This window comes from Streptomyces sp. NPDC058872 (assembly GCF_042743065.1).
GTDB lineage: Bacteria > Actinomycetota > Actinomycetes > Streptomycetales > Streptomycetaceae > Streptomyces.
Genome location: NZ_JBHYMK010000018.1, coordinates 15,815 through 34,351 on the forward strand (window position 1 = coordinate 15,815; position 18,537 = coordinate 34,351).

The 18,537-nt window shown below is 65.8% G+C and carries 22 protein-coding genes; all 22 read right to left on the reverse strand.

The features are described from left to right. Positions 1 to 26 precede the first annotated feature (26 nt). The 22 genes from ACFW22_RS13980 to ACFW22_RS14085 all read right to left on the reverse strand — a co-directional run bounded on the left by ACFW22_RS13980 (position 27) and on the right by ACFW22_RS14085 (position 18,535). Positions 27 to 2,462 (reverse strand): phage/plasmid primase, P4 family, encoded by a 2,436-nt coding sequence (locus ACFW22_RS13980; RefSeq protein WP_386402893.1) that lies wholly within the window; start codon positions 2,460 to 2,462, stop codon positions 27 to 29. After that, positions 2,449 to 2,976 (reverse strand): hypothetical protein, encoded by a 528-nt coding sequence (locus tag ACFW22_RS13985; RefSeq protein ID WP_386402896.1) that lies wholly within the window; start codon positions 2,974 to 2,976, stop codon positions 2,449 to 2,451. The genes ACFW22_RS13980 and ACFW22_RS13985 overlap by 14 nt, the downstream gene beginning before the upstream one ends. Next, positions 2,969 to 3,154: a hypothetical protein gene (locus ACFW22_RS13990; RefSeq protein WP_386402899.1), complete on the reverse strand. Its 186-nt coding sequence runs from the start codon at positions 3,152 to 3,154 to the stop codon at positions 2,969 to 2,971. The genes ACFW22_RS13985 and ACFW22_RS13990 overlap by 8 nt, the downstream gene beginning before the upstream one ends. A 343-nt stretch (positions 3,155 to 3,497) precedes the next feature. Beyond that, complete coding sequence (locus tag ACFW22_RS13995; protein ID WP_386402902.1) at positions 3,498 to 3,977, reverse strand: DNA (cytosine-5-)-methyltransferase; 480 nt, start codon at positions 3,975 to 3,977, stop codon at positions 3,498 to 3,500. 37 nt (positions 3,978 to 4,014) lie between these two features. Further along, positions 4,015 to 4,557: a DNA cytosine methyltransferase gene (locus ACFW22_RS14000; protein ID WP_386403219.1), complete on the reverse strand. Its 543-nt coding sequence runs from the start codon at positions 4,555 to 4,557 to the stop codon at positions 4,015 to 4,017. A gap of 45 nt (positions 4,558 to 4,602) precedes the next feature. Further along, the gene (locus tag ACFW22_RS14005) at positions 4,603 to 5,301 is read right to left on the reverse strand and encodes a hypothetical protein (protein ID WP_386402905.1); all 699 of its coding nucleotides are present in this window, start codon (positions 5,299 to 5,301) and stop codon (positions 4,603 to 4,605) included. A gap of 83 nt (positions 5,302 to 5,384) precedes the next feature. Then, a complete protein-coding gene (locus tag ACFW22_RS14010; protein ID WP_386402908.1) occupies positions 5,385 to 6,221 on the reverse strand; it encodes a hypothetical protein in 837 nt (278 codons plus the stop codon). Positions 6,222 to 6,363: 142 nt separating this feature from the next. Then, positions 6,364 to 6,945 (reverse strand): hypothetical protein, encoded by a 582-nt coding sequence (locus tag ACFW22_RS14015; protein ID WP_386402911.1) that lies wholly within the window; start codon positions 6,943 to 6,945, stop codon positions 6,364 to 6,366. Then, positions 6,942 to 7,193, reverse strand: coding sequence for a hypothetical protein (locus ACFW22_RS14020; RefSeq protein WP_386402914.1), 252 nt, complete (start codon positions 7,191 to 7,193; stop codon positions 6,942 to 6,944). Before ACFW22_RS14020 ends, ACFW22_RS14015 begins: the two co-directional genes overlap by 4 nt. Before the next feature lie 92 nt (positions 7,194 to 7,285). Then, positions 7,286 to 8,011, reverse strand: coding sequence for a peptidoglycan-binding protein (locus ACFW22_RS14025; protein ID WP_386402917.1), 726 nt, complete (start codon positions 8,009 to 8,011; stop codon positions 7,286 to 7,288). Between the two features lie 78 nt (positions 8,012 to 8,089). Further along, entirely contained in the window at positions 8,090 to 8,344 is a 255-nt protein-coding gene (locus ACFW22_RS14030) for a hypothetical protein (RefSeq protein WP_386402920.1), read from the reverse strand. Between the two features lie 13 nt (positions 8,345 to 8,357). Continuing rightward, positions 8,358 to 9,965 carry a hypothetical protein gene (locus ACFW22_RS14035; RefSeq protein WP_386402923.1) on the reverse strand — a complete coding sequence of 536 codons (1,608 nt, stop codon included), beginning with the start codon at positions 9,963 to 9,965 and terminating at the stop codon, positions 8,358 to 8,360. Between the two features lie 634 nt (positions 9,966 to 10,599). Further along, complete coding sequence (locus tag ACFW22_RS14040) at positions 10,600 to 11,442, reverse strand: hypothetical protein (RefSeq protein WP_386402926.1); 843 nt, start codon at positions 11,440 to 11,442, stop codon at positions 10,600 to 10,602. 4 nt (positions 11,443 to 11,446) lie between these two features. Beyond that, complete coding sequence (locus ACFW22_RS14045; protein WP_386402929.1) at positions 11,447 to 13,843, reverse strand: phage tail tape measure protein; 2,397 nt, start codon at positions 13,841 to 13,843, stop codon at positions 11,447 to 11,449. Between the two features lie 388 nt (positions 13,844 to 14,231). Next, positions 14,232 to 14,546 carry a hypothetical protein gene (locus ACFW22_RS14050; RefSeq protein WP_386402933.1) on the reverse strand — a complete coding sequence of 105 codons (315 nt, stop codon included), beginning with the start codon at positions 14,544 to 14,546 and terminating at the stop codon, positions 14,232 to 14,234. Positions 14,547 to 14,577: 31 nt separating this feature from the next. Further along, entirely contained in the window at positions 14,578 to 15,141 is a 564-nt protein-coding gene (locus ACFW22_RS14055) for a hypothetical protein (RefSeq protein ID WP_386402936.1), read from the reverse strand. A 41-nt stretch (positions 15,142 to 15,182) separates the two neighbouring features. Next, positions 15,183 to 15,599 (reverse strand): hypothetical protein, encoded by a 417-nt coding sequence (locus ACFW22_RS14060; protein WP_386402939.1) that lies wholly within the window; start codon positions 15,597 to 15,599, stop codon positions 15,183 to 15,185. Further along, positions 15,596 to 15,844, reverse strand: a complete 249-nt coding sequence (locus ACFW22_RS14065; RefSeq protein ID WP_386402942.1) for a hypothetical protein — start codon at positions 15,842 to 15,844, stop codon at positions 15,596 to 15,598. The genes ACFW22_RS14060 and ACFW22_RS14065 overlap by 4 nt, the downstream gene beginning before the upstream one ends. Further along, positions 15,844 to 16,188: a hypothetical protein gene (locus ACFW22_RS14070; protein ID WP_386402945.1), complete on the reverse strand. Its 345-nt coding sequence runs from the start codon at positions 16,186 to 16,188 to the stop codon at positions 15,844 to 15,846. The genes ACFW22_RS14065 and ACFW22_RS14070 overlap by 1 nt, the downstream gene beginning before the upstream one ends. Further along, positions 16,185 to 16,718, reverse strand: a complete 534-nt coding sequence (locus ACFW22_RS14075) for a hypothetical protein (protein WP_386402948.1) — start codon at positions 16,716 to 16,718, stop codon at positions 16,185 to 16,187. The genes ACFW22_RS14070 and ACFW22_RS14075 overlap by 4 nt, the downstream gene beginning before the upstream one ends. Before the next feature lie 194 nt (positions 16,719 to 16,912). After that, complete coding sequence (locus tag ACFW22_RS14080) at positions 16,913 to 17,869, reverse strand: major capsid protein (RefSeq protein WP_386402951.1); 957 nt, start codon at positions 17,867 to 17,869, stop codon at positions 16,913 to 16,915. Between the two features lie 78 nt (positions 17,870 to 17,947). Then, the gene (locus tag ACFW22_RS14085) at positions 17,948 to 18,535 is read right to left on the reverse strand and encodes a hypothetical protein (protein WP_386402954.1); all 588 of its coding nucleotides are present in this window, start codon (positions 18,533 to 18,535) and stop codon (positions 17,948 to 17,950) included. Positions 18,536 to 18,537: the final 2 nt, after the last annotated feature.

The window sequence follows — 18,537 nt, forward strand, 5'->3', positions numbered from 1 at the left end:
TGGACGACCCGCGTATGTGGTGTGCGTCAGTTGGCGAAGATTCCTGGCCCCGCTGCGTCGGGGCTCGCGTCGGCCTCCCGGAGACCCACGAGCGCGATACCGCGCATGGTCTTTCGGCGGTAGATTCCGCGTTCTTCCATGGCGTCATAGAAGGCGCGTCGGGTCCACCGTTCCTTTGCGGGTAGGTTTTCGGCTTCGCACCATTCGAGATACGCGTTAAAGGCTTCGTTGCCGTTCATCACGTGGTCGTCGTCGGCGGGCTCCAGGACACCGGGGAAGAAGCCGGCTAGCTGGTCGCTCGTCTCCCGGTACTCCTGTGATGCACCCGTGATGACCTGCGGGTCTCGCAGTCCACCCCGGTACCAGTCGACGGCCCCGCGGACCGCCCAAGCGGCGATGCCCTCGGCTTCCTCCAGTAGCTTCGCGTCCAGCTCGGTATCCCGCTCGTGGGGAGCGAAGTACCGCAGGAACGGCAAGAGCTTGACGCGACGCCAAAGCCCCTCGTCCTGACTCTTAAACTTCGGCTTGTGGTTGGTCGCGAGCATCAGCAGAAACGACGGCTTGAATTCGAAGAACTCCCGTCGCAGATAGCGGGCCGAGATCATGTCCTTACCGGTCACCCGCTTTAGGATCGCTTCGGACATGGGCGCCCCGCTCTCACCCTCGGACGCCATGACGAGCCGGGCACCACGCAACGCAGCGATGTCGTTGGGAATGCCGCCGCTCGACTTGGCTTCAAACGTCGCGAACGGCGTGGTCTTACTGATAGCGCGAAACACTGCCGTAAGAGTGTCGACAAGCACCGACTTACCGTTGGCGCCCTTCCCCCACAAAACGGCGAATGACTGTTCCGTGACGTGTCCGGTAATGCCGTAGCCCACGAGCCGCTGAATGTACGCGGGCATGTCCGGCATACCGGGGAAGATCTCGGCGAGGAAGGTTTCCCACCGCGGACACGCCGCTTCCGGCCGGTAATCAAGGTCGAGCCCGTACGTGAGCATGTCGCGCATGTCGTGCGGACGGAGCCGACCCGTACGGAGATCCACGACCCCATTCCTGAAAGCGAGCAAATCCGGGCGGTTGTCGAAATCGGCTGCCTCTACCCGCACGGACGGTACGGACTTGAGTTCCGTCATGAGTGCGTCAATGCGCGTGGTCATGGTGAATCCGCGGGCAGCCTGTGTCTGTCCCGCGAGGACGAGCGCGGCCCCCATGCGGTGGATTTCCTGCCGGACGCGGGTGTCACTGCGGACCCACACCGAGCCATCCCACGTGTAGAACCCGAGCCCCGCGGCATAGCGGATGCGGCCCCCGCACCACGCGATAAGCGCGTGTGCGTTCATGGCGTCGCTCTCGCCGAGCTGCCCCACGAGCCGGGCAAGGATCTCGGCGGCTTCGGCGCCCTGGTCCCGGGTGACCGCGTCGGCTCCGGTGCGCTCGGCAAGCTCGGCGGAGCGGGCTTCGTCCTCGGCGTCCGCGGAGTCGCGTACGGGCTTGGCTGCCTTGACCGCACGGTGTAGCTCGGTGGCGAACCGCTCGGGCCCGTCCTCGCGCCAGTCGGTCAAGTCCCAACCAGGACGCGGGATTTCGATCGCGTACGCCGTAATTCCGTGCTCGGCGAGACCGGCCGCGAGCCGTGCCGTGAAGCCCGATCCCGCTCGGTCGGCGTCGCCGGCGAGGATGACGAGCGAGCCCCGCAGCCCCTCGGCAAGCTCGGCAACCAGCTCGGGCGAGCCGGCCAGGGAAGCACCGCGGATGGCCACGGCGTCATAGCCGCACGCAACGGCCGTGAGCGCGTCTCCGGGCCCCTCGCAGACCAGGACCGTGCCGTATCCGCCCGCGCCGCGGAACACGCCGTACGGGGACCAGCGGTGACCGCGCGGGTTGACCAGGGAGAGCCACCGCGCGGGGCAGTCGCCGGAGAGGTCCCGTCCCTGTAGTCCTCGGGCCACTCCGTCCCACCCGTGTAGCGGGACAGTGAGCCGGGGGTGAGCCCGGTACTGCCGAGACAGGTACGGGAACGCGTCGCCCTGGTCCCCGGGGTCCACGCCGATGCCGAGATCTATCGCGGTCTCGACATCGAGCCCGAAGCGCTTCGCGAGATAGTCCCGGGCCCGCCCGGCCCACTCGGAAGACCAGTCGCCGAGAGCTGCGGTGGTGCGGTCGACGTAGGCAGCGAGCCCGGCGACGAAGCGCGCGGGGACCAGCTCGGGCCGCTCGGCGGACACGGTGGCTCCGGGGCCGGGCACGTCGAACAGTGCCGACCAGTCGAGCCCCACGGCCCGGATGACGTCTGCCGTGTCGCAGCCGGCGCGGCACGTGATCCTGACTTTCAGGTCCTCGCCCCTCCAGAGGCGGAGGCTCGGGCGTCCGTCGTCGTGGGCGGGGCAGCGTGCGACGTACCCGCCGTCCTGGTGCTCGGCGACGTCGCCGAAGCGGGAGAGCAGATCAGCGAACAGCACGGCTCACCCCCGAGTGGAGAGCGCGGTAGTCCGCGAGCAGAGACGCGAAGTCCCACAGGGGCAGGGACACGTACCAGCGGCCCGTGTCGAGCCCGCGCACCGTGAACGTGCCGCCGTACAGCTCGGCCATGGTGCGGCTCGTGTGCCCGAGGGCGAGCCGTACCCGGGTCCACGTACGGACAGTGAAGTGGACGCGGCCCGCGTGGACCGGGGCCCGGCGGGTCTTGTGCACGACCACGCCGTACGGGAAGCCCGCGTGCCGGGCTTCGACTTCGGCTTGCCGCAGCCACGTCGGAACAGCGGCGCTCGCCACGTCCTTACATTCGAGAATGAACGGGACCGCGTGCACGTCGCCCACGTCCGCGGCGCCCTCTTGCGCAGCCCGGCGGACGTTCATGCCGTCGAAGGGGTCCACGAACGTGCCGCGCTCGTCGACCAGCCCGAGAAACCGATTCAGGAAGTCCCGTACAGCGCTCTCCCATGCCGTGCCGCGTGCCTTGTTCGGGTTAGCCAAGGTCGGCCCCCTGACGGATCACGCAGCCCCGGCCCATGGCGTGCGCTGCCGCCGCGAGATACCGCAGCCAGTCCGGGCGGGTCTTCCAGCCGTCGTAAAGGTGTAGCTCGTCACCGGCCGAGAGTTCGCGCACGTCCCCGATGGGGGGCGCGTAGTCGGCAGATATTTCGTAGATCATTCGTCCCCCACACAGCAGAGGGCCGGACAACCCGTTTCGGTCGCCCGGCCCTCTGCCTGGTCGTCGCTCTTAGTGCCGCTCGCCCGTAACAGCCGGGATGATGAGCCGCACGTGTTCGGCGCTAATCCACTCCTTTCGGAGGGATCGGCGCTTGGTGAATCCGGACTCAACTCCGGTCGGCTGTACGCGCAGCATCGCGCGAAGACGCCCGTCGACAAGCCGCGTGGTCACCTTGTCCACGATGGCGTCAACCATCCGAACTCGGTTCCCCTGCCGAGCGGCATACGCCACTAGATCGTCTCGGTAAAGTTCCTCGCCGCTGTAGTCGGTGACTACACCGCGCTTACCCATGCTCGTCCCCCTTGTGATTCAGTAGGTGCAGATAGGCTGCAAAAGCCTGTTGGCTCACCACTCCGTTTCCGGCTGCCTTGAGCTGCCGTGCACGGTTGAGCCCCGGAATGTGCGTGATCCAGCCCCGCGGCAACCCCATAAGCCATTCCGCGAACACTGCGGCGAGACGTCGACCACCGCGCGGGCCGAACTCAACCGGGATCGGTGCGGGGGTGCCCATGAGCACTTCCCAGCGATGCACAGCCGGCGCGTAGTCCGCCCACCACTCGCGGGGACTATGAAAGGCGCCCGGAGTTTCCTCGGCCACTTCCGGGTCTACGGGCAGCAGATAGGAAACCTCATCATCGAGAGTCGGCCCGTGTCCGCCCGCACGTCGCTTATCCGGATGTTGCGGAGCGCCGTTCGTTCCCAAATTCGCGGTGGGGGTCTTGAACAGCTTGTGTGCGCGTTCCTTGTCGAATAGTCGCGCCACGGCGGTAACGAGATCCTGCCCGCCGCTACCGTCCCGCTCATCCCTCGCGAAGTCCGGCCCCTTCGTGGCGTCTGACGCCAGAGGGGTGGGGAGTAGGGGAAGCGATGAGAAACCATCTATCGCGGTGGTGGGCGGCTCCAACTGCGGACGCCCGATGGCAACACCATCGAGTGTCGTACCGTGCCTCGGCCAATCCCGCGAGTACGTGCGCGAGGCCCCGGTTTCGGATGGCGGATACGTTCTCCAAGAAAACGAGCCGTGGTCGAAGAACGCGAATGGCCCCGAGTACGCTTTCCCAGATACCCGACCTCTCACCGTGAATCCCCGCCCGCTTTCCTGCGTTGCTGATGTCCTGGCAGGGAAAACCCGCCGTAATGATGTCCACCTCACCCGCAATGGTGGACCAGTCGTATTTGGTAATGTCTCCGAGATTCGGTGCGTGCGGATACCGGTGGGCGAGGATCAAAGACGCATACGGATCAACTTCCGCAACGTATCTGATCCTCTCTCCGGTCAGTGCCTCTACGGCCCGACCGATCCCCCCGTACCCGGCGCACAGTTCCAGAATCGGAATGTGGATACCCCCGTTAAAGAGGGGCCCGAACCGTGCCGGGCCCCGCGCCGGCTAGTACGGAGTCGGCTCCGCCACGGCGTCCGACCAGGGCTTGAGAACCTTGACGACCGGCTTGAAGTAAGAGACGTCTCGGCCCTTCTTCGTCGTGTACTCCACCAGCTCAATGCCCAGCTCGGCGAGGGCTTCGCCCTTGATCTTGTCGAGCGCGTTGCCGATCTCGTGAAGGGTCTCCGCGAGCTTCCACGAACCGGTCTGGAACCGGAAAAGGCCAAGGTCGTAATCCTCGGCGAGCCGGAACAGAACCGAAATGCTCGGGGACGGGCCGCGCTTCGTCTTCGCAGCCGCCTTACGGTCCTCCATAAGGGCCGGGCAGCCGCACGCCTTGCCCCGGTCCTCATCCGGAGAAAGGAACTCGACACCGTCGCAGTGGTGAATAAGAACGTTGCCGTTCCACAGCTTCATGTCCGACGTGATCGCGTCCGCGCCGGCGAGAACCACCTTGACGCGCTTCGCCTCGGTCAGAATCTCAATGAAGTTTTCCGACTGGGAATCGGTCTCCTCGGGAGTACCGCCCATGAGCTGAGCGATTGCGTCGGCCACTTCCGGGTCACCCGTGGAAACCTTCCACGCGGAAAGGGCTTCCGGAATGCCGTTGACGGAGCGGCCCGAGTGGAATCGACCCACCGTGTCGTCAGAGAAAGAACCCTTCGGCATCGCGTCCGGGTCGGTCTCGAAAATGCGCAGAGCCATGCTGTATCCCCCTGTTTTTGGGCATGAAAAAGGACGAGTCGCCTAGGTGCGCTCGTCCGGGTCTGGGTGCGGTGTGGAGTTGTTTAAGCGGCTCGCCGCTGCGTTCCGGTGACAAGCCGGCGGACGCTCTCGGCAATCGGGACGCCGAAAACGGTCTTGGAAAGGTCTCGGTCCCAGTGGAAGACGTGCCGCAGCGTCAGAAAGACATTGAAAATCTCTTCATCGATCCGGACCGGCTTGAACACCCACCCTTCGGGCGTGATGTGCAGAACCGCAGCCCCGTCGATCTGCGGCATGGGCTCGGACGTGCCGTCCGGGGAAATCAGCCGGTCGGCGTGCGCGTACGCTGCCAGCTGTAGCGCAACGTCCGGATAAGCGGACTTGGACGTCTTCCAGTCGACAACGAGCGTGTGCCACTCGCCGTTTTCGTGGTCGGGCTTACCGTCCTCGCCGAGCCGCACACGCACAATGGCGTCAAAGCTGCCCGCGTAACGGTGCTCATCCGACCACGCCACGTCTTCGGCACGGACAAGCTGCGGGCGCACAGCGGTAAGGAACTCGGCAAAGCCGATGCGGTACGGCTCTAGGTCGGGGTGGACTCGGCCGATCTCTTCCAGCCGAATCATGCGCTCGAACATGTCATGCGCGTCCGACCCCACCTTTGCCCGGAGCTTGGTGTATCGGGTGTGCGCGTTGCGCAGGAAGTCCACGGCGCCCGCGGGGTCGCGCTCGGCGATAGCCCGTACGGCGTCAAGGTTCTCCACGGCGGTTTCCGCGGTCATCCGAGCAGCCCAGAAAGTCAGGTACGGCTTTGGGAGCATCGAGACGATAGACGTAACTCCCGGTACCTTTTCGGCGGTGCTCGGGTTGACGTAGAAGCGGCTGCCGCCGCGCTTGATAGTCCGGATGGCTCCGGGCATGGGTGTGTCCCCCTCGTGAATGTGTGTGGTGCGAGGGGATGACGGGATGACGGTTCAGACTGTTTTTTGGTATGCGTCTAAGAAAATAGAGAGAAAACCAAAACGGCGTCCTGGTCGTCATGCCGTCATCCCCTCGCGCTGATCAGCGCGGTACGGCGAGCCGGTCCGCGAGCGCGTACAGCTCGTCCACGGACCCGCCGTTGGTCAGCACGGCGTCCGCGGGGAAGTCGTCTAGCTCGGTCTCGCTGCGGTGCTGCCGCTCGTCCTCGCCGGCGGGGCCGTGCCTGCCCGGACGCTCGATGCGCACCAGCAGCGCCCCCCGTTCGCGGAGTGCGCGGGCTTCGTTCGCGTACCGGCAGTCCGTGATGACGGCAGGGATGTGCCACCGCTCGGCGACATCGAGTTTTGCGAGGGCGAGCCGGACCCAGAACTCTGCGTCCTGGTCGCGGACTCCCTGCCCGAGCCGCTGCAACGTGCGGCGCACTTCCGGGCGCCCCTTGGCCCGGTCCCACCCTTCCCGCCGGACCACGTCCGACAGACGGAGCGGGATCGGCTCGAAGCCGGTCGGTTCGTGTCCCACGATGGGGTCCACATCGAGGGCGAGAGCGCGCAGCGGGTCCGCGAACGCGATACGAGCGAACGCGAACCGGGAGACGAGCCGGGCCCCCACGGTGTCCTTACCGGAGCCCGCGCGGCCCATGAGCCCTATGTGTCGGTAGGTCACTCCGCGGCGCCCTCGGCGTCCTGGTGCTCGGTGAACGCGTCCGCCTGGTCGTCGTTCGGGACCGGCTCGCCGGCCGCAGTGGTCTTGCCGTTCTCGGTGCGCTGGACTGCCTCACCGACACCGAGGACGGCAGCCACGAGACCGAGGACGAGCGCGCTCGGCAGCTCGGGCCGGTAGTGCGCCACCAGGGCGAGGGCGGCGACCGCCACGGCGTAGATACGGGCCGGATGAGTCTTGATGAACGTCATGGGTGTCCCCCTGTAGTTGCTGTGCGTGAATGGGTGGGTGCTTGCGTGCCCGAGCTGGTCCCCGCGGAGCCGGGAACCGCTCACGGGGCGTGTCAGACGTCGGCAGGGACCTTGAGCGCGTCCCACGTGGTCTTGCCGGGCCACCCGTCCGCGTCGGTGCCCGTGAATCCGCGCTTTCGCTGCCACGCGGCGTAGCTCTTGCGGTCGGCTTCGGTCCACTGCGGACCGGGCCCGGACGAGTAGCGCCCGCAGCCCTCGGCGACCAGCCGGCGACCCATGGCAGTGATCAGCGGCGAGCGCGGGTTGCGCTTGAACCATGCGGTCCCGGGGAACTGCGCGAAACGGGGGCGGGGCCGGTCGTACGCGGGTCGCCCGAAGCCGAGAATCACCGAGCGGCCCCGGGTCCTGCGGTACACCCCGTCCCCGTTGCCCTGCGAGCCCGCGTTGCCCGCGGACGTGTTCCCCTCGATGGTGCGGACGTCCGCGCCCGGGGCAGCGTCCTCGGTCACGATGCCGACGTGATCGGCAACCGGGCCCCCGTCCCAGGAAAAGAACACGATGTCCCCGCGCTTCGCGGCGACGCTTCGGCCGTGCCACTGTCCCCGAGCCTTGAACCAATTCACATGACTGGGGCAGTAGGCAAAGCGGCCGATCACAGCGGAATTCCCGCTGTCCGCAGCCCACTTGGACACAGCCATGTCACACCACGGGTTGTAGTTCAGCCCGTACCACTTGCCGAACGTGGTGTCGTTGTTTCGCCCTTCCTTGTATCCGAGCGATGCCGTGGCAGCGCTGATCATCGCGTCTACGGTTCCCATGAATCCCCCTGATTTTGGGCATGAAAAAGCCCCGCCCGGTGAGCCCGGTACGGGGCGTGTGCTGGTGCTGGTGGTGGGCTACGCGCCGAGCTTGGCCACTGCGAGCCCGGCGGCAACCACGGTCGCCACGGCCGTAATCAGCGCGACCGGAAGCACATACTTCGCGCGCTCCGATTCGAGCCCGCGAATACGGGTCTCGTGGTCTTCTAGCGTCTCCGTCACGCTCTCCCCCTCTTGGCCTAGGGACCGCACGTCCTCGCGCAGCCCTACCACTTCGTCGTAGATCTCTCGCGCGCCGATGCGGACGCCTAGCGGGTCGTCCTGGTCGTCCATGTCCCTCCCCTCTCTATCTCGGCGGTGGTGCTCCGGGCCGGGTGGGCGGGTCCGGAAACAAGCCCTGGTCCTTTGGCGCTCCATTGGTCTGCGCTCCCCGCAGCGTGAGCGTCTGTTTCACCGCGGCGTCGCTCCCCTCGGTGCGCACGCCGACGACCCACGCAAGGGTGTCCAGAGCGGCCCCCGTGCTATCGACCACGCGCACAACGTCCCCGAGATCAATCCGGGGATCGGGCAGGATTTCAACGCTTTGCAGTAGAGGCGCAGGAAAAGCCGCAGCCTTGATAAGCGCGTCGGCCAGTGCCGAAGCGTCATTGGGGAACTGGACCCACGGGGTCGCATCGTGCTCGTAAGCCTGCACCCCGTACGCCGCCTGACTCGCAGTGTCGCGCGCCACGGCTACAGAAATGGCAGGGGTTTTGGTGGACGAATCGTCGCGGTCAGCGTCGAGCACTGCCCCGTGATAATAGATCGTGGAGGGCCCGCGATTCAGAATCGATAGACGCGTTTCGCCACCGTCCCGCCGCACTTCCCATTCCGCGACGCCCCGGGCAAGTGGACTGGTGGCAAGGGCACCTGTCCGCAGCACAAGAATCCCAATCCCTTCTAGGGCGGTACTGAGTGAGGGTGCATCGCAGTCGTACCGGTCCTCGCTGATCGGCAGGGATCGAATGGTCGTGTAGCCGGAAGGGATGGAAATCACGTTGGCGTCTCGCACGCCCAAGTATTCGTAGTCGTGCCCGCCGAAGTTGGACCACTTGACTGTCACGTCATTGCGGCACGCGTCGATTTCCTCTGACACGGTGAGGCTAGCTAGCTCCCTCGCAGAGGACACGGTCACGGCCGGCGTGCTCGGAGTCGTAGCCCACCGCGAATACCCCTGCATTCGGAAAAACCCGTCCCGGTCAAACTCAACCGTGGATAGTGTCTTCTTGGCAATCTCGGTGATCACCGACCAGGAGTCGCCGGAAACCTTCGGGATGGAAGCGAGTTGGAAACCCGGCTTTCCGAGCGTTCCGCCTTTGATCCAAGTCCCTTCAAGAGTGCGCTCGGCGTGAGTGGCGGGACGCGTCTTCAGCTTTGAAACCTGCATTGCTTCGGCGCGAATGTTGGTCATTGCCAAATTGATTGCGTACAGGTCGCCAGGGGGTGAGGGCGTGGCACCTAGCACCCCGTTTCCCCCGTACCACCAGGCGGCAGACGAGCGGGAAATGTAGGGCACCACGGTGGGAACTCCCGTTGCGCTCCACTCGACCCACCAGCCGAAGTGATGAACCCCTGAATTACCCGTCAGGAACGAGGGCGTCCAAGTCACTTTCTGATTCAAGGCAGGGTCGTAACTGGTGCCGTGGCTAGCGGTGATAACGCCCGTAGTGAAGTTGATTTCAAGGCCGAGGAAGCGGTGATCCGAAGTGCCGCCGTTTGTGACGTCGTACTCCAGCCGATACCGGATGGTCTTGTCCATGGTGTCGGACCCGCCCTCGGTATTGACCCACCCTTCCAGCCAGAGACCGTCACCGATCGCGCGGTTTACCGCAGTCGCCACAGGGCCGTAATTCGCGGACGGTGAACTGTAGTAGGTGGCGTCCGCGCAGCTCTCGAAAGGTGCCTTATCCTGCACCCACCAATTCCAGATACCGGAAAGGCTCCGTAGCTCTCCGATGGACGGGGCAGCCCCTCCGTGCATGGACGCGTACAAAATCGCGGTCGGACGCGGGGGCGGACAGGTGTGGATACCGGCTTTTCGTAGTAGCTCGTCCACCACCCATGTGCACGAAGCGGCCCACGCCGTATTTCCCTTATAGGGGTCCATCGTTCGCAGCGGAAAGGATGGGCGGGGCAGCTTCGCCGGCTGCCGTAGGCGTTCGGCCCCGTCCAGCGCGGTCACGGACACGATGTCCGTAGCGGACTCGGCCGAGCGGCTGCGGACCGTGCCCCGGAACGCGTCCAGGGGCTCACCTGCGATGCCCCATCCGGCCACGACGGACTGTCCCGGGCGGGCAGCATCGCCCGTGTACCGGCTCGCCCATGGGCCGAGCGTGCCCGGTGCCGAATGATCGGCGCGGCCCGTGACGGACACGGCGAATTCTGCGCTCGTCGACCCGGAGAAAGCCCGGACCGCTTCGGGGAGATCGGTCGAGTACGCACGGTCTAGGGACCAGCTCTGTACCCGGTCCGACATGTCCTCGCCCCCGAGCCGCACCACATGGGCGGGGGAACGCTCGCCGGCTCCGAGAGCAGCCGTAAGCGCAGCGCTAGCCTGTCGCACTCGTCACCTCCACAAGATCCAGGCCGATATCCCGGTACGTCCCGTCCCCGGGGGTGGCGGCATGGCGGTACCCCGTGATGCTGACCCCGGGGCAGCCCTCGCCGAGGGGCAGTGAGCTGCCTACGGATGTCAGGTACGCCGCAGCGTCCCCAAGACAGAGAGCAGCCCGGCTGAGCGTGTAGAACCCGGTTGCCGTGATCCGGAGGGACGGCAACACGAATGCCGCCCCGGACGGCACGGTGGCGACCATGGGCCGAGACGCGTCGGTCTGCGTGGTCGTGCTGAGCCAAGACCCGCCCGCGCTGTACCACTTGAGATCAAGCCCGCTGATCTTGGCAGCATGGGAGTACCCGAAAGACCACGGCCACCACGTGACCGAGCCCGCGGGCACAGGGAAGCCTGCCCATGTCGGGTGCTTCCAGCCGATCGCCGCACCGGCCGTGGGCACGCTCGTCACGTTGGCCACCACCGAACTCGGTGCCGCGCCGGTCGCGTACATCGTTACTTCGGACGCGCTGTACTCCCATTGGCGGAAGTCGCCTTTCCCCTCCGACTGCCGCCCCGAAAGGATGTTGACGGCGAGCGGGTCCAGCAGCACCAGGGGCCCCGTATAGGAAATCCGGCGCGCGAGCGCGTCTATGTGTGCCACGTCGGCCGGTGCCATTGCCTCCCATTCGAGGGAGTACCGACGTGGCATGACGGATGGGGCCCACGTCGTGACCCCACCAGCGAGCGACCGGAATTCCTTCACGCTCACCTCGGGGCTTCGCTCGAACTTGGTTGCGCCGTCCTTTATCTGACGGAGATTTCCGGCAGCCCCAATCCACATGTGATCACCTCCTAGCTATTTGACGGTTGCCCGCTGCCACGGCCCGAGCGATTTCCTGCGGTCCCACCCGCAGCACGATTTCCCGTCGGTCCTCACGCTCGGCGAGGATGCGCCGCAGCTCGTCCCACCACCAGGCACCAGGGCCCGCAGTGTCTCGCGCCGGCCGTATGCGTCCGGGAGGTCTTATCCCGTCGATTCGGGGCACAGTCACCATGGACCGAATACGCGCGTCAAGCGTGGATTGCTCGGCGTCGATACCCTCGACTACGCCCGGCGGAATCCACCGACCGATCTCGTCTCTCATGAGACGCGAGGGCGAGTTGATGCCGAGGGCGTCGGCGATAGGGCCGGGAATGGCGCTCTTGGCCCATCCGATCAGCTTGTCTTTCAGCCAACCGCCCATGCTCTGGAGACCTTCCCAGATACCACGGACCAGATCGGCGCCCTTGTCGACCAGCAGCCGCCCGAAATCTCCGAGCGAATCATTGATGCGCTTCGGGAGACCCTTCACCCACTCTACGAATTCACCGAACTTGCGGATTCCGGCGGATGCGAAATCGGCTATCCAGCGTCCGGCATCACGGATGCCCGTTGCCAGACTGGAAAACCAGCCGATGACGTCACCAATCCAGCCGATCACGGTTCCGAGGGCGGAGAACAAGCCCGAAAAGATCGGCCCGGCCAGGTTGATAATTACCGGAATGACGGCGCCGAGAATGTCCGCCGCGAGCCGACCGAGCCACGACACAACCGAAGTGACAACCTCGATGAGCGGACGGGCTTTGTCGACTACCTCGCGTAGCTTGTCGCCGATCATTTGGACGGCAGGCGCCACGCGTTCGGATATGAACGAGGAAACGGACGCGAAGATCGGTTGCAGATTCTCGACCACGGACGTATAGACGCTCATGATCGCGGGCCAAATGACCTCTAGCAGAATCTTTCCGAGGGACGACAGGGTGGGAACGACGGCCCCCACCACGTTGGTGTAGAGCGTCATAAAGGCAGGGACGAGCTGATTAAAGAGAACGTCCCCGAGCCCCTTTAGGGCGGGCAGCAGCGTGGTTTGGGCGAGCGTCACGAGCCCTTGCAGCCCCGGAAGGAACGCATCCCGCAGGGTCGTTCCGGCCGTAAGTAGAGCCTGCCCGAAACCCGCGATGGAAGCCCCGCCGGCTGACCCGGAAAAAGCGGTGAAGAACCCCGAGACGAAGTCCTTACCGGCGCTGAGCGCGGGGCCGAGAACGCTGCCGACCGTGGACGCAAAGCTAATCAGCGGCGGCAGGACGTTGTTACCTATGAAGTTGGATACGCCGACTTCTAGCGTCCGCTTGAATTGCTCGATCTTGGCCGACGCATTGTTGTGCAACGCGTCACCCATATTGTTGGCAGCACCCGCGGTGTCTCCGAGAGCCTTTACGGCGGTCTTCGGGTCCATCGCGAACAACGCGCGGCCTAGATCCTCGGCTTTCGTGCCGAAAAGCCCGACCGCTACCGCGTTCTGTTCGGCAGGGTCCTTAATGGCCTTGATGCCGTCTAGGACTTGCTGCAATCCCTCTTTGGCCCCGGGGCCACCTTTGGCAATCTTGCGGGTCATCTCTTCGGCATTGAGCCCGATTGCCTTGTAGGCTTCCGCGCTGGACTTGCTGCCGTCGGTCGCCCTGATCTGAAATTCCTTCAGGGCATCGGCCACCGTGTCCGTGTCTCGGGCGCCTGCCTGTAGACCCTGGGACATGAGCCCCATAGCGTCCGCGGCGGACAATCCCAAGTCCCGGAACTTGGTCGAATACTCGTTGAACGTATCGGCCATGTCGTCGGCCCTCGGCCCCATCCGCTGCATTCCAGCGGTCAGGATGTCGAGAGCTTCGTTACCATCCTTGGCCAAGCCATTCTTGAGAATCTGACCAACGGCATTGCTGGTCTGACCTAGGTCCAATTCGAAGACGTCGGAAAGGTTGGCAACCTTGCCGGTTATCTCTTCGATCTGCGCGTTGGTCGCGTCCGGCGGAAGGATGCCCGATCGCATGACGCCCGAGATTGCCGATGCGGCATCCTCTACGGATTCCGTGATGCCGTGGGCGTAGAGCTGCCCTGCGGCTTCGCCGTACCGTTTCGCCTCGGCGGGGGTGCTTCCTAGGGAAGCCTGTATGCGTCCGTCGATACGGGTTTGGTCCAGGGCATCCGAAAAGCCCTTGACGAGAACTGCCGCAGCAGCCACGCCGACCGCAGCGAGACCAGCTTTAAGGGCTCCACCCATTTTCCCGGTGAAGCCCTCGCCGGCTGCCTGTCCGCCGTTCTGTCCCGCGTCCTCGGCGGGACCGGCTACCTGCCGCTGTAGTTCCTCGGCGAACCCTTGGACTTCCGGCACGATGGACACGTAGCCCATGCCGACTTCCACGGCCATTAGCCCTCACCCCCCGTGGTGGGCTGCAATCGCGCGAGATAGGCCGCGACTTCGCGCGGGTCCCGTTCGGTGCCGCCGATTCGGTCGGGCCGTACTCCGGGCCGCGAAATGGGCTTGGGGCGACGGTCGGGCGTCTTTGAACCCGCGTTCCCTCGCTGCCAGTTGGCTTCCGCCAAACGATCGTGCAGCGCTGCGAGTAGCTGCGTTTCCAGCGTCCATCCGGCGTCTTCGCCGGCGAGGGACCTCCCAAGGGCCGACTCGGCGGGGAGATTGGTCACCAGGGCCCGCAAGCGGCGCCACGTGAGCCCGGAGCCCGGTCGGAAGACGTCCCGGATATCGGCACCGTAGTAGCGGGCTAGGTCCGCTTCGATGGCCTCTCCGTGCTCACTCAGGAGTCGGCAGAGGCCGACGATTCCCCCAGCGGCACACCCTCGTGTGCCTGCCAGCGCCGGAACAGCTCACCGAGGGCGGCAAGCGGAATCGGTATCTCGTTGAAGACGGGCCACGCCTCGCCGAGACCCGCCTTTAGCAGGGTCTCAATATCCCGAGCGGACGGGTTATCGATGTTGACCGCCGTAAGGACGGACTTATCCAGCTCTCCCGCTGCGGGCATCTCGAAGAGACGACCGGACACGGTGAAACGGAAGGGTTCCCGGCGGGCTTCCTTGACCCATACGTCAAGGTCGAAAGCGGTGGTTGTCATGAGTCCTACTTAGAAAGTCGTTGCGTTCGGATTAGGCGGGCGGGGCGGCAGACCAGGCAGGGTCATTGCTGTACTTGAATGCCACGGTGCCGTCCGGGCCCGGATAGGCCGTAATGGTCAGCTCGTACGCAATGGCTTCGTCGCCCTTGTAAGTGATGTCGCCGGTCTCGGTGACTTCGCCGTCCGGAATGACGATCCGGATATGCGAGTCACCGTCGATGACGTCGAAACCGAACGTCCTGCGGTCCGGGCCGGGCGCCTTTACGGCGAGCACAGACTTGCCGGTCGTGGTGACCACCTTTGAGCCCTTGTGGTAAAGCTCAAGCACCGTCTTGCTGGTCTCGATGGCCGTAAAGGAAAACGTCATCTCGGACGAGCTGATCACCTTGCGGACGGTCTGCCCGCCCTGCCACCCCTTGATCTCGGTAGCATCGGCCGAGTTGGACTCGGTAATACCGTCGTCGGAGATCCAGCCGATGTCCGTAAAAGCCGCGTTCCACGTGGCTTCGGAATCGGTCGGAAGTGTGGTCTTGGGCGGTGCCACGTATGCGGCGCCAGTCACGGCAACGCGCACAGCATTGGCGCTAAGAGACATGGGTGTACCCCCGTAGGAATGCGAGATTGGGAAACGGCGGACTAGGCGCCGGGAAGGACGCGCCCGCGCATGTGGATTTCCACGGCGAACGCGTATCGGGGAGAGCCGGACTCGGGGTCGGGTAGCCACTGCGGGCCCCCGACTTCGCGCACGGTGTAGACCGTGACCCCGCCCCGGACTCCGGGGATGACGTGGACCAGGGCGCGGACCAGCTCGGCGAGATCAGCGGCGGCGGCTTCGGTGTCGGCCCATGCGTGGACATCGAGCCGGGGCCGGTCAGACACGACGGTCTGTCTGGCCCCTCCGACCCGTTCCACCCGGACGAACCGAGCGGGACGCGGGGCCGGGATGCGGGACACCACGGGGACGGGCTCGCCGGCTGCCGCGAGGGCGGACCGGAGATAGCTCGTGACCACGGCCACCGCGTCCGGCATGACGACCACGGGGCGGGTGCTCAATCGGCACCGTCCATCCCGCCGAGCAGAGCCCGCCGTGTGCCCTCGGCGTCGTTGTGTTTCGCGTAGTCGCCGATCACGGCAGCACGCCAACGGCGGGCGCCTAGAGCCGAGTCGGTCCGGAAGTCGCCCCCCGTGGTCGACTCCGCGGCAGCCTTGATCCGCTCGGCGATTCGGCGGACTTCGGCCCCGGCTTCGTCCGTCCGCATCAGGGAGTTGATCCCGGCTCGGTTCGGGCGGAAGCGCATCAGCCGATCACCTCCTTTAGCCGGGCTTCGGTGTGGTGGTGTCGGCCCGAGAGCGTCCAGCGGGCCACGTCGCCGTCCATATCGAGCAGCCGGCCGAGCGCCACCACGCGGTCCCCGGGCTGTAGGTCGACGTCGACACCGCGGCGTGTGGTCAGTCGCCACCCGGTGACGACCACGGGCCGGTCCCCGGTGTCCTCGGTCGACACGTCGGGCTGGACGGACACGCGGCGGACGGTCGTCCTGGTCGCGCGGGCCCAATCCCGAACGGTCGTCTCGTTGCCGTACCGGTCGACCACGAAGGGGGCCCGGACGATCACGACCGTCTGTGTGTAGTGCACGCTCACCGGAGCCTCACCACCGCGACGCGTCGCCGGTACCGGGCGAGTAGGTCTCGGTCCGCAGGGGCGAGGGACGCTCCGATGGTCTCGGCCGAGTAGGTCACCGAGACCGAGCCGACCGACTCTTGCCGTAGGTCGGACGGGTTGGTGAGCACTCGGCCGGCGAGGGTGAGCACGACCGCGAGCACGTCCCCGGGCACGGACGCGTATCCGTGGGTGTAGGTGACGGTCACGGCCTGGTCGTCGACCACGGCGAGCCGGTCCCGGACGAGCTGCCACCGGTCCGGCGGGACGAGCTGCCCGCCCGCACGGACGGACTGCACGGCGATCACGGGACGCTGCGGCAGCACCACCCAACCCCCGTCCGGGTGGAGCGTGGCCGAGCTGGTCCCGCGGGTAAAGCTCTGCCGGGCTTCCCGGCGGACCACCGCGGACGCCACATCGAGCACCAGGGCGGCGCCCTCGGGCAGCTCGGCCGGCTCGCGCTGCATCCACGCGGCAAGCTGGTCCACGGTGGCCAGTGCGGGGAGTGCCATTCGCGTTACCTCCCCTGGTTACTTGACTGTCTGTGCGCCGCACGCCAGACACCGCGTCACGGTCCGTGCGACCCCGCCCGAATCGAGAACCGGGAAGCTCTCAATGCGGGGCGGGGGCGGACAGGAATCCGTGTGCGGAATCTTGGGGGCGGACGCTGCACGCTTACGCGGCGGCAATTCCGTACCCCTCTCGGCTACTTGGCCAGGACGCCGTTAAGACGCGCGGCAGCCTTGCCGCCGAACACGGCGAGACCGCAGTAGAACTCAATTCGCGTGCGGTAAGCGGGCTTGGATTCGAGCTGCCCGAGATCGTCCACCATGACACCGCCATTGGTGAGACCGGTCACGGCCTGGTCGTCCTCGGTCTGACCGAAGCGAACGGCGTAAATGCTGGACGCGTCGGTGGCCGTACCCTGCGTCTCCGTCTGCGGAAGAATGTCCGCGCCCGCGGCAGTCTGGCCCGGGTCGAGCAGCGGAATGCCGTTGTACGTCGCCACCAGCTTGCCGGTAAGAGCCTCGCGCACCATCTCGTAACCGCCGAGCCGGCGAGCCGCGCTCTTGATCTTCGCGATTACCTGACGGTTGGCGTAGATCGCACCGTTGGTGCTGTTCAGGCCCGGGACGGAGCCCACGAGACCGTCCAGCAGATCGAAGAACGTGTGCGCGTCGGTGCCGCCGTTGCCGACGATCGGAGCACCGTTCGTGCCCGCGGAAATCACCTGCGAGCCGGTGAGCCGCTTACGCAGACCGTCAAAGGACTTGGGGTCGGTGGCGGTGTCACCGTTGAAGAACGTGTCCTGGTACTTATAGGCGGCAGCCTTGACCTTCATGCGGGTCTGAATAGCCCTCTGGTCATTCAGGTTGCCGCGGGTCTGGACGATGAAACGGTCCACGTCCGCGTCACCGCCGAGAATCACCAGGGATTCCGACTTCTGATTGACCGTACCCGTGCTCTCGGTGTACGCCTCGTTCACACTACGGAAAGCGACTCCCGGCAGCGTGGATTCCTCGTTGTAGCTGTACGAGTTGCCCTCAATGGGCATGAGCGGAATGCGGTCCAGGATGGACGATTCCTGTACGAAAGTCTCGATGACTCCGCGCTGTAGGTTGGTGGTGCTGAGCTTCGCGGACTCGGCGAGCGAAAGCGCCATGTGCTATCCCCCTGAATTTGGGCATGAAAAAAGGGACGCACGTTTTGTGTGTCCCCTCGGTGTGGATGGGTGTGCGGGTTACTCGGCGGTGCTGTACGCGTCTCGCAGCCGATCGAGCGGCGTCGCCGGCTCGTCCGCCGGGTCCGTGGTGCCGCGCTGCCCCGAGCCGACGTCACCCCACGGGGCGGGGCTCGATGCGGTCGACTCCGCGGCGAGATACGGCTTGTCCTTGACGAGCTGGTCCACGGCGGCAGCAATGGCCGTGGTGTCGACGTCGCCCGCCGTACCGGTGAACGCGGCAAGATCGACCAGGGCGAGCGCGTCCGCAGGGTCACGGAGCTTGCCCGTTGCCGCCGCGCGAAGCTCGGCGCGGACGAGCTGTGCCATGAAGTCGGCCCGGATCTCGTCGCGGAGCGCGTCAAGGTCTCCGGGCTTCTGTGCAGCGTTCGAGCGGCGGAGTCGGGCCGCTTCCTTCTCGGCTTCCTCGGCGCGCGTCTCGGCGGCAGCTCGGGCAGCACGCTCGGCGGACAGCTCGGCAGCAGAGTCGTTGCCACCTTCGCCCGGCTTCGTGCCCTCGGGCGGGTTGCCGCTCGGCTTCGGGTCGCCCTCGCCCGGCTTCGGCTCCGGGCCGGTCGGGTTCGGGTTTGGGTTCGGATCGTTAGGCATGG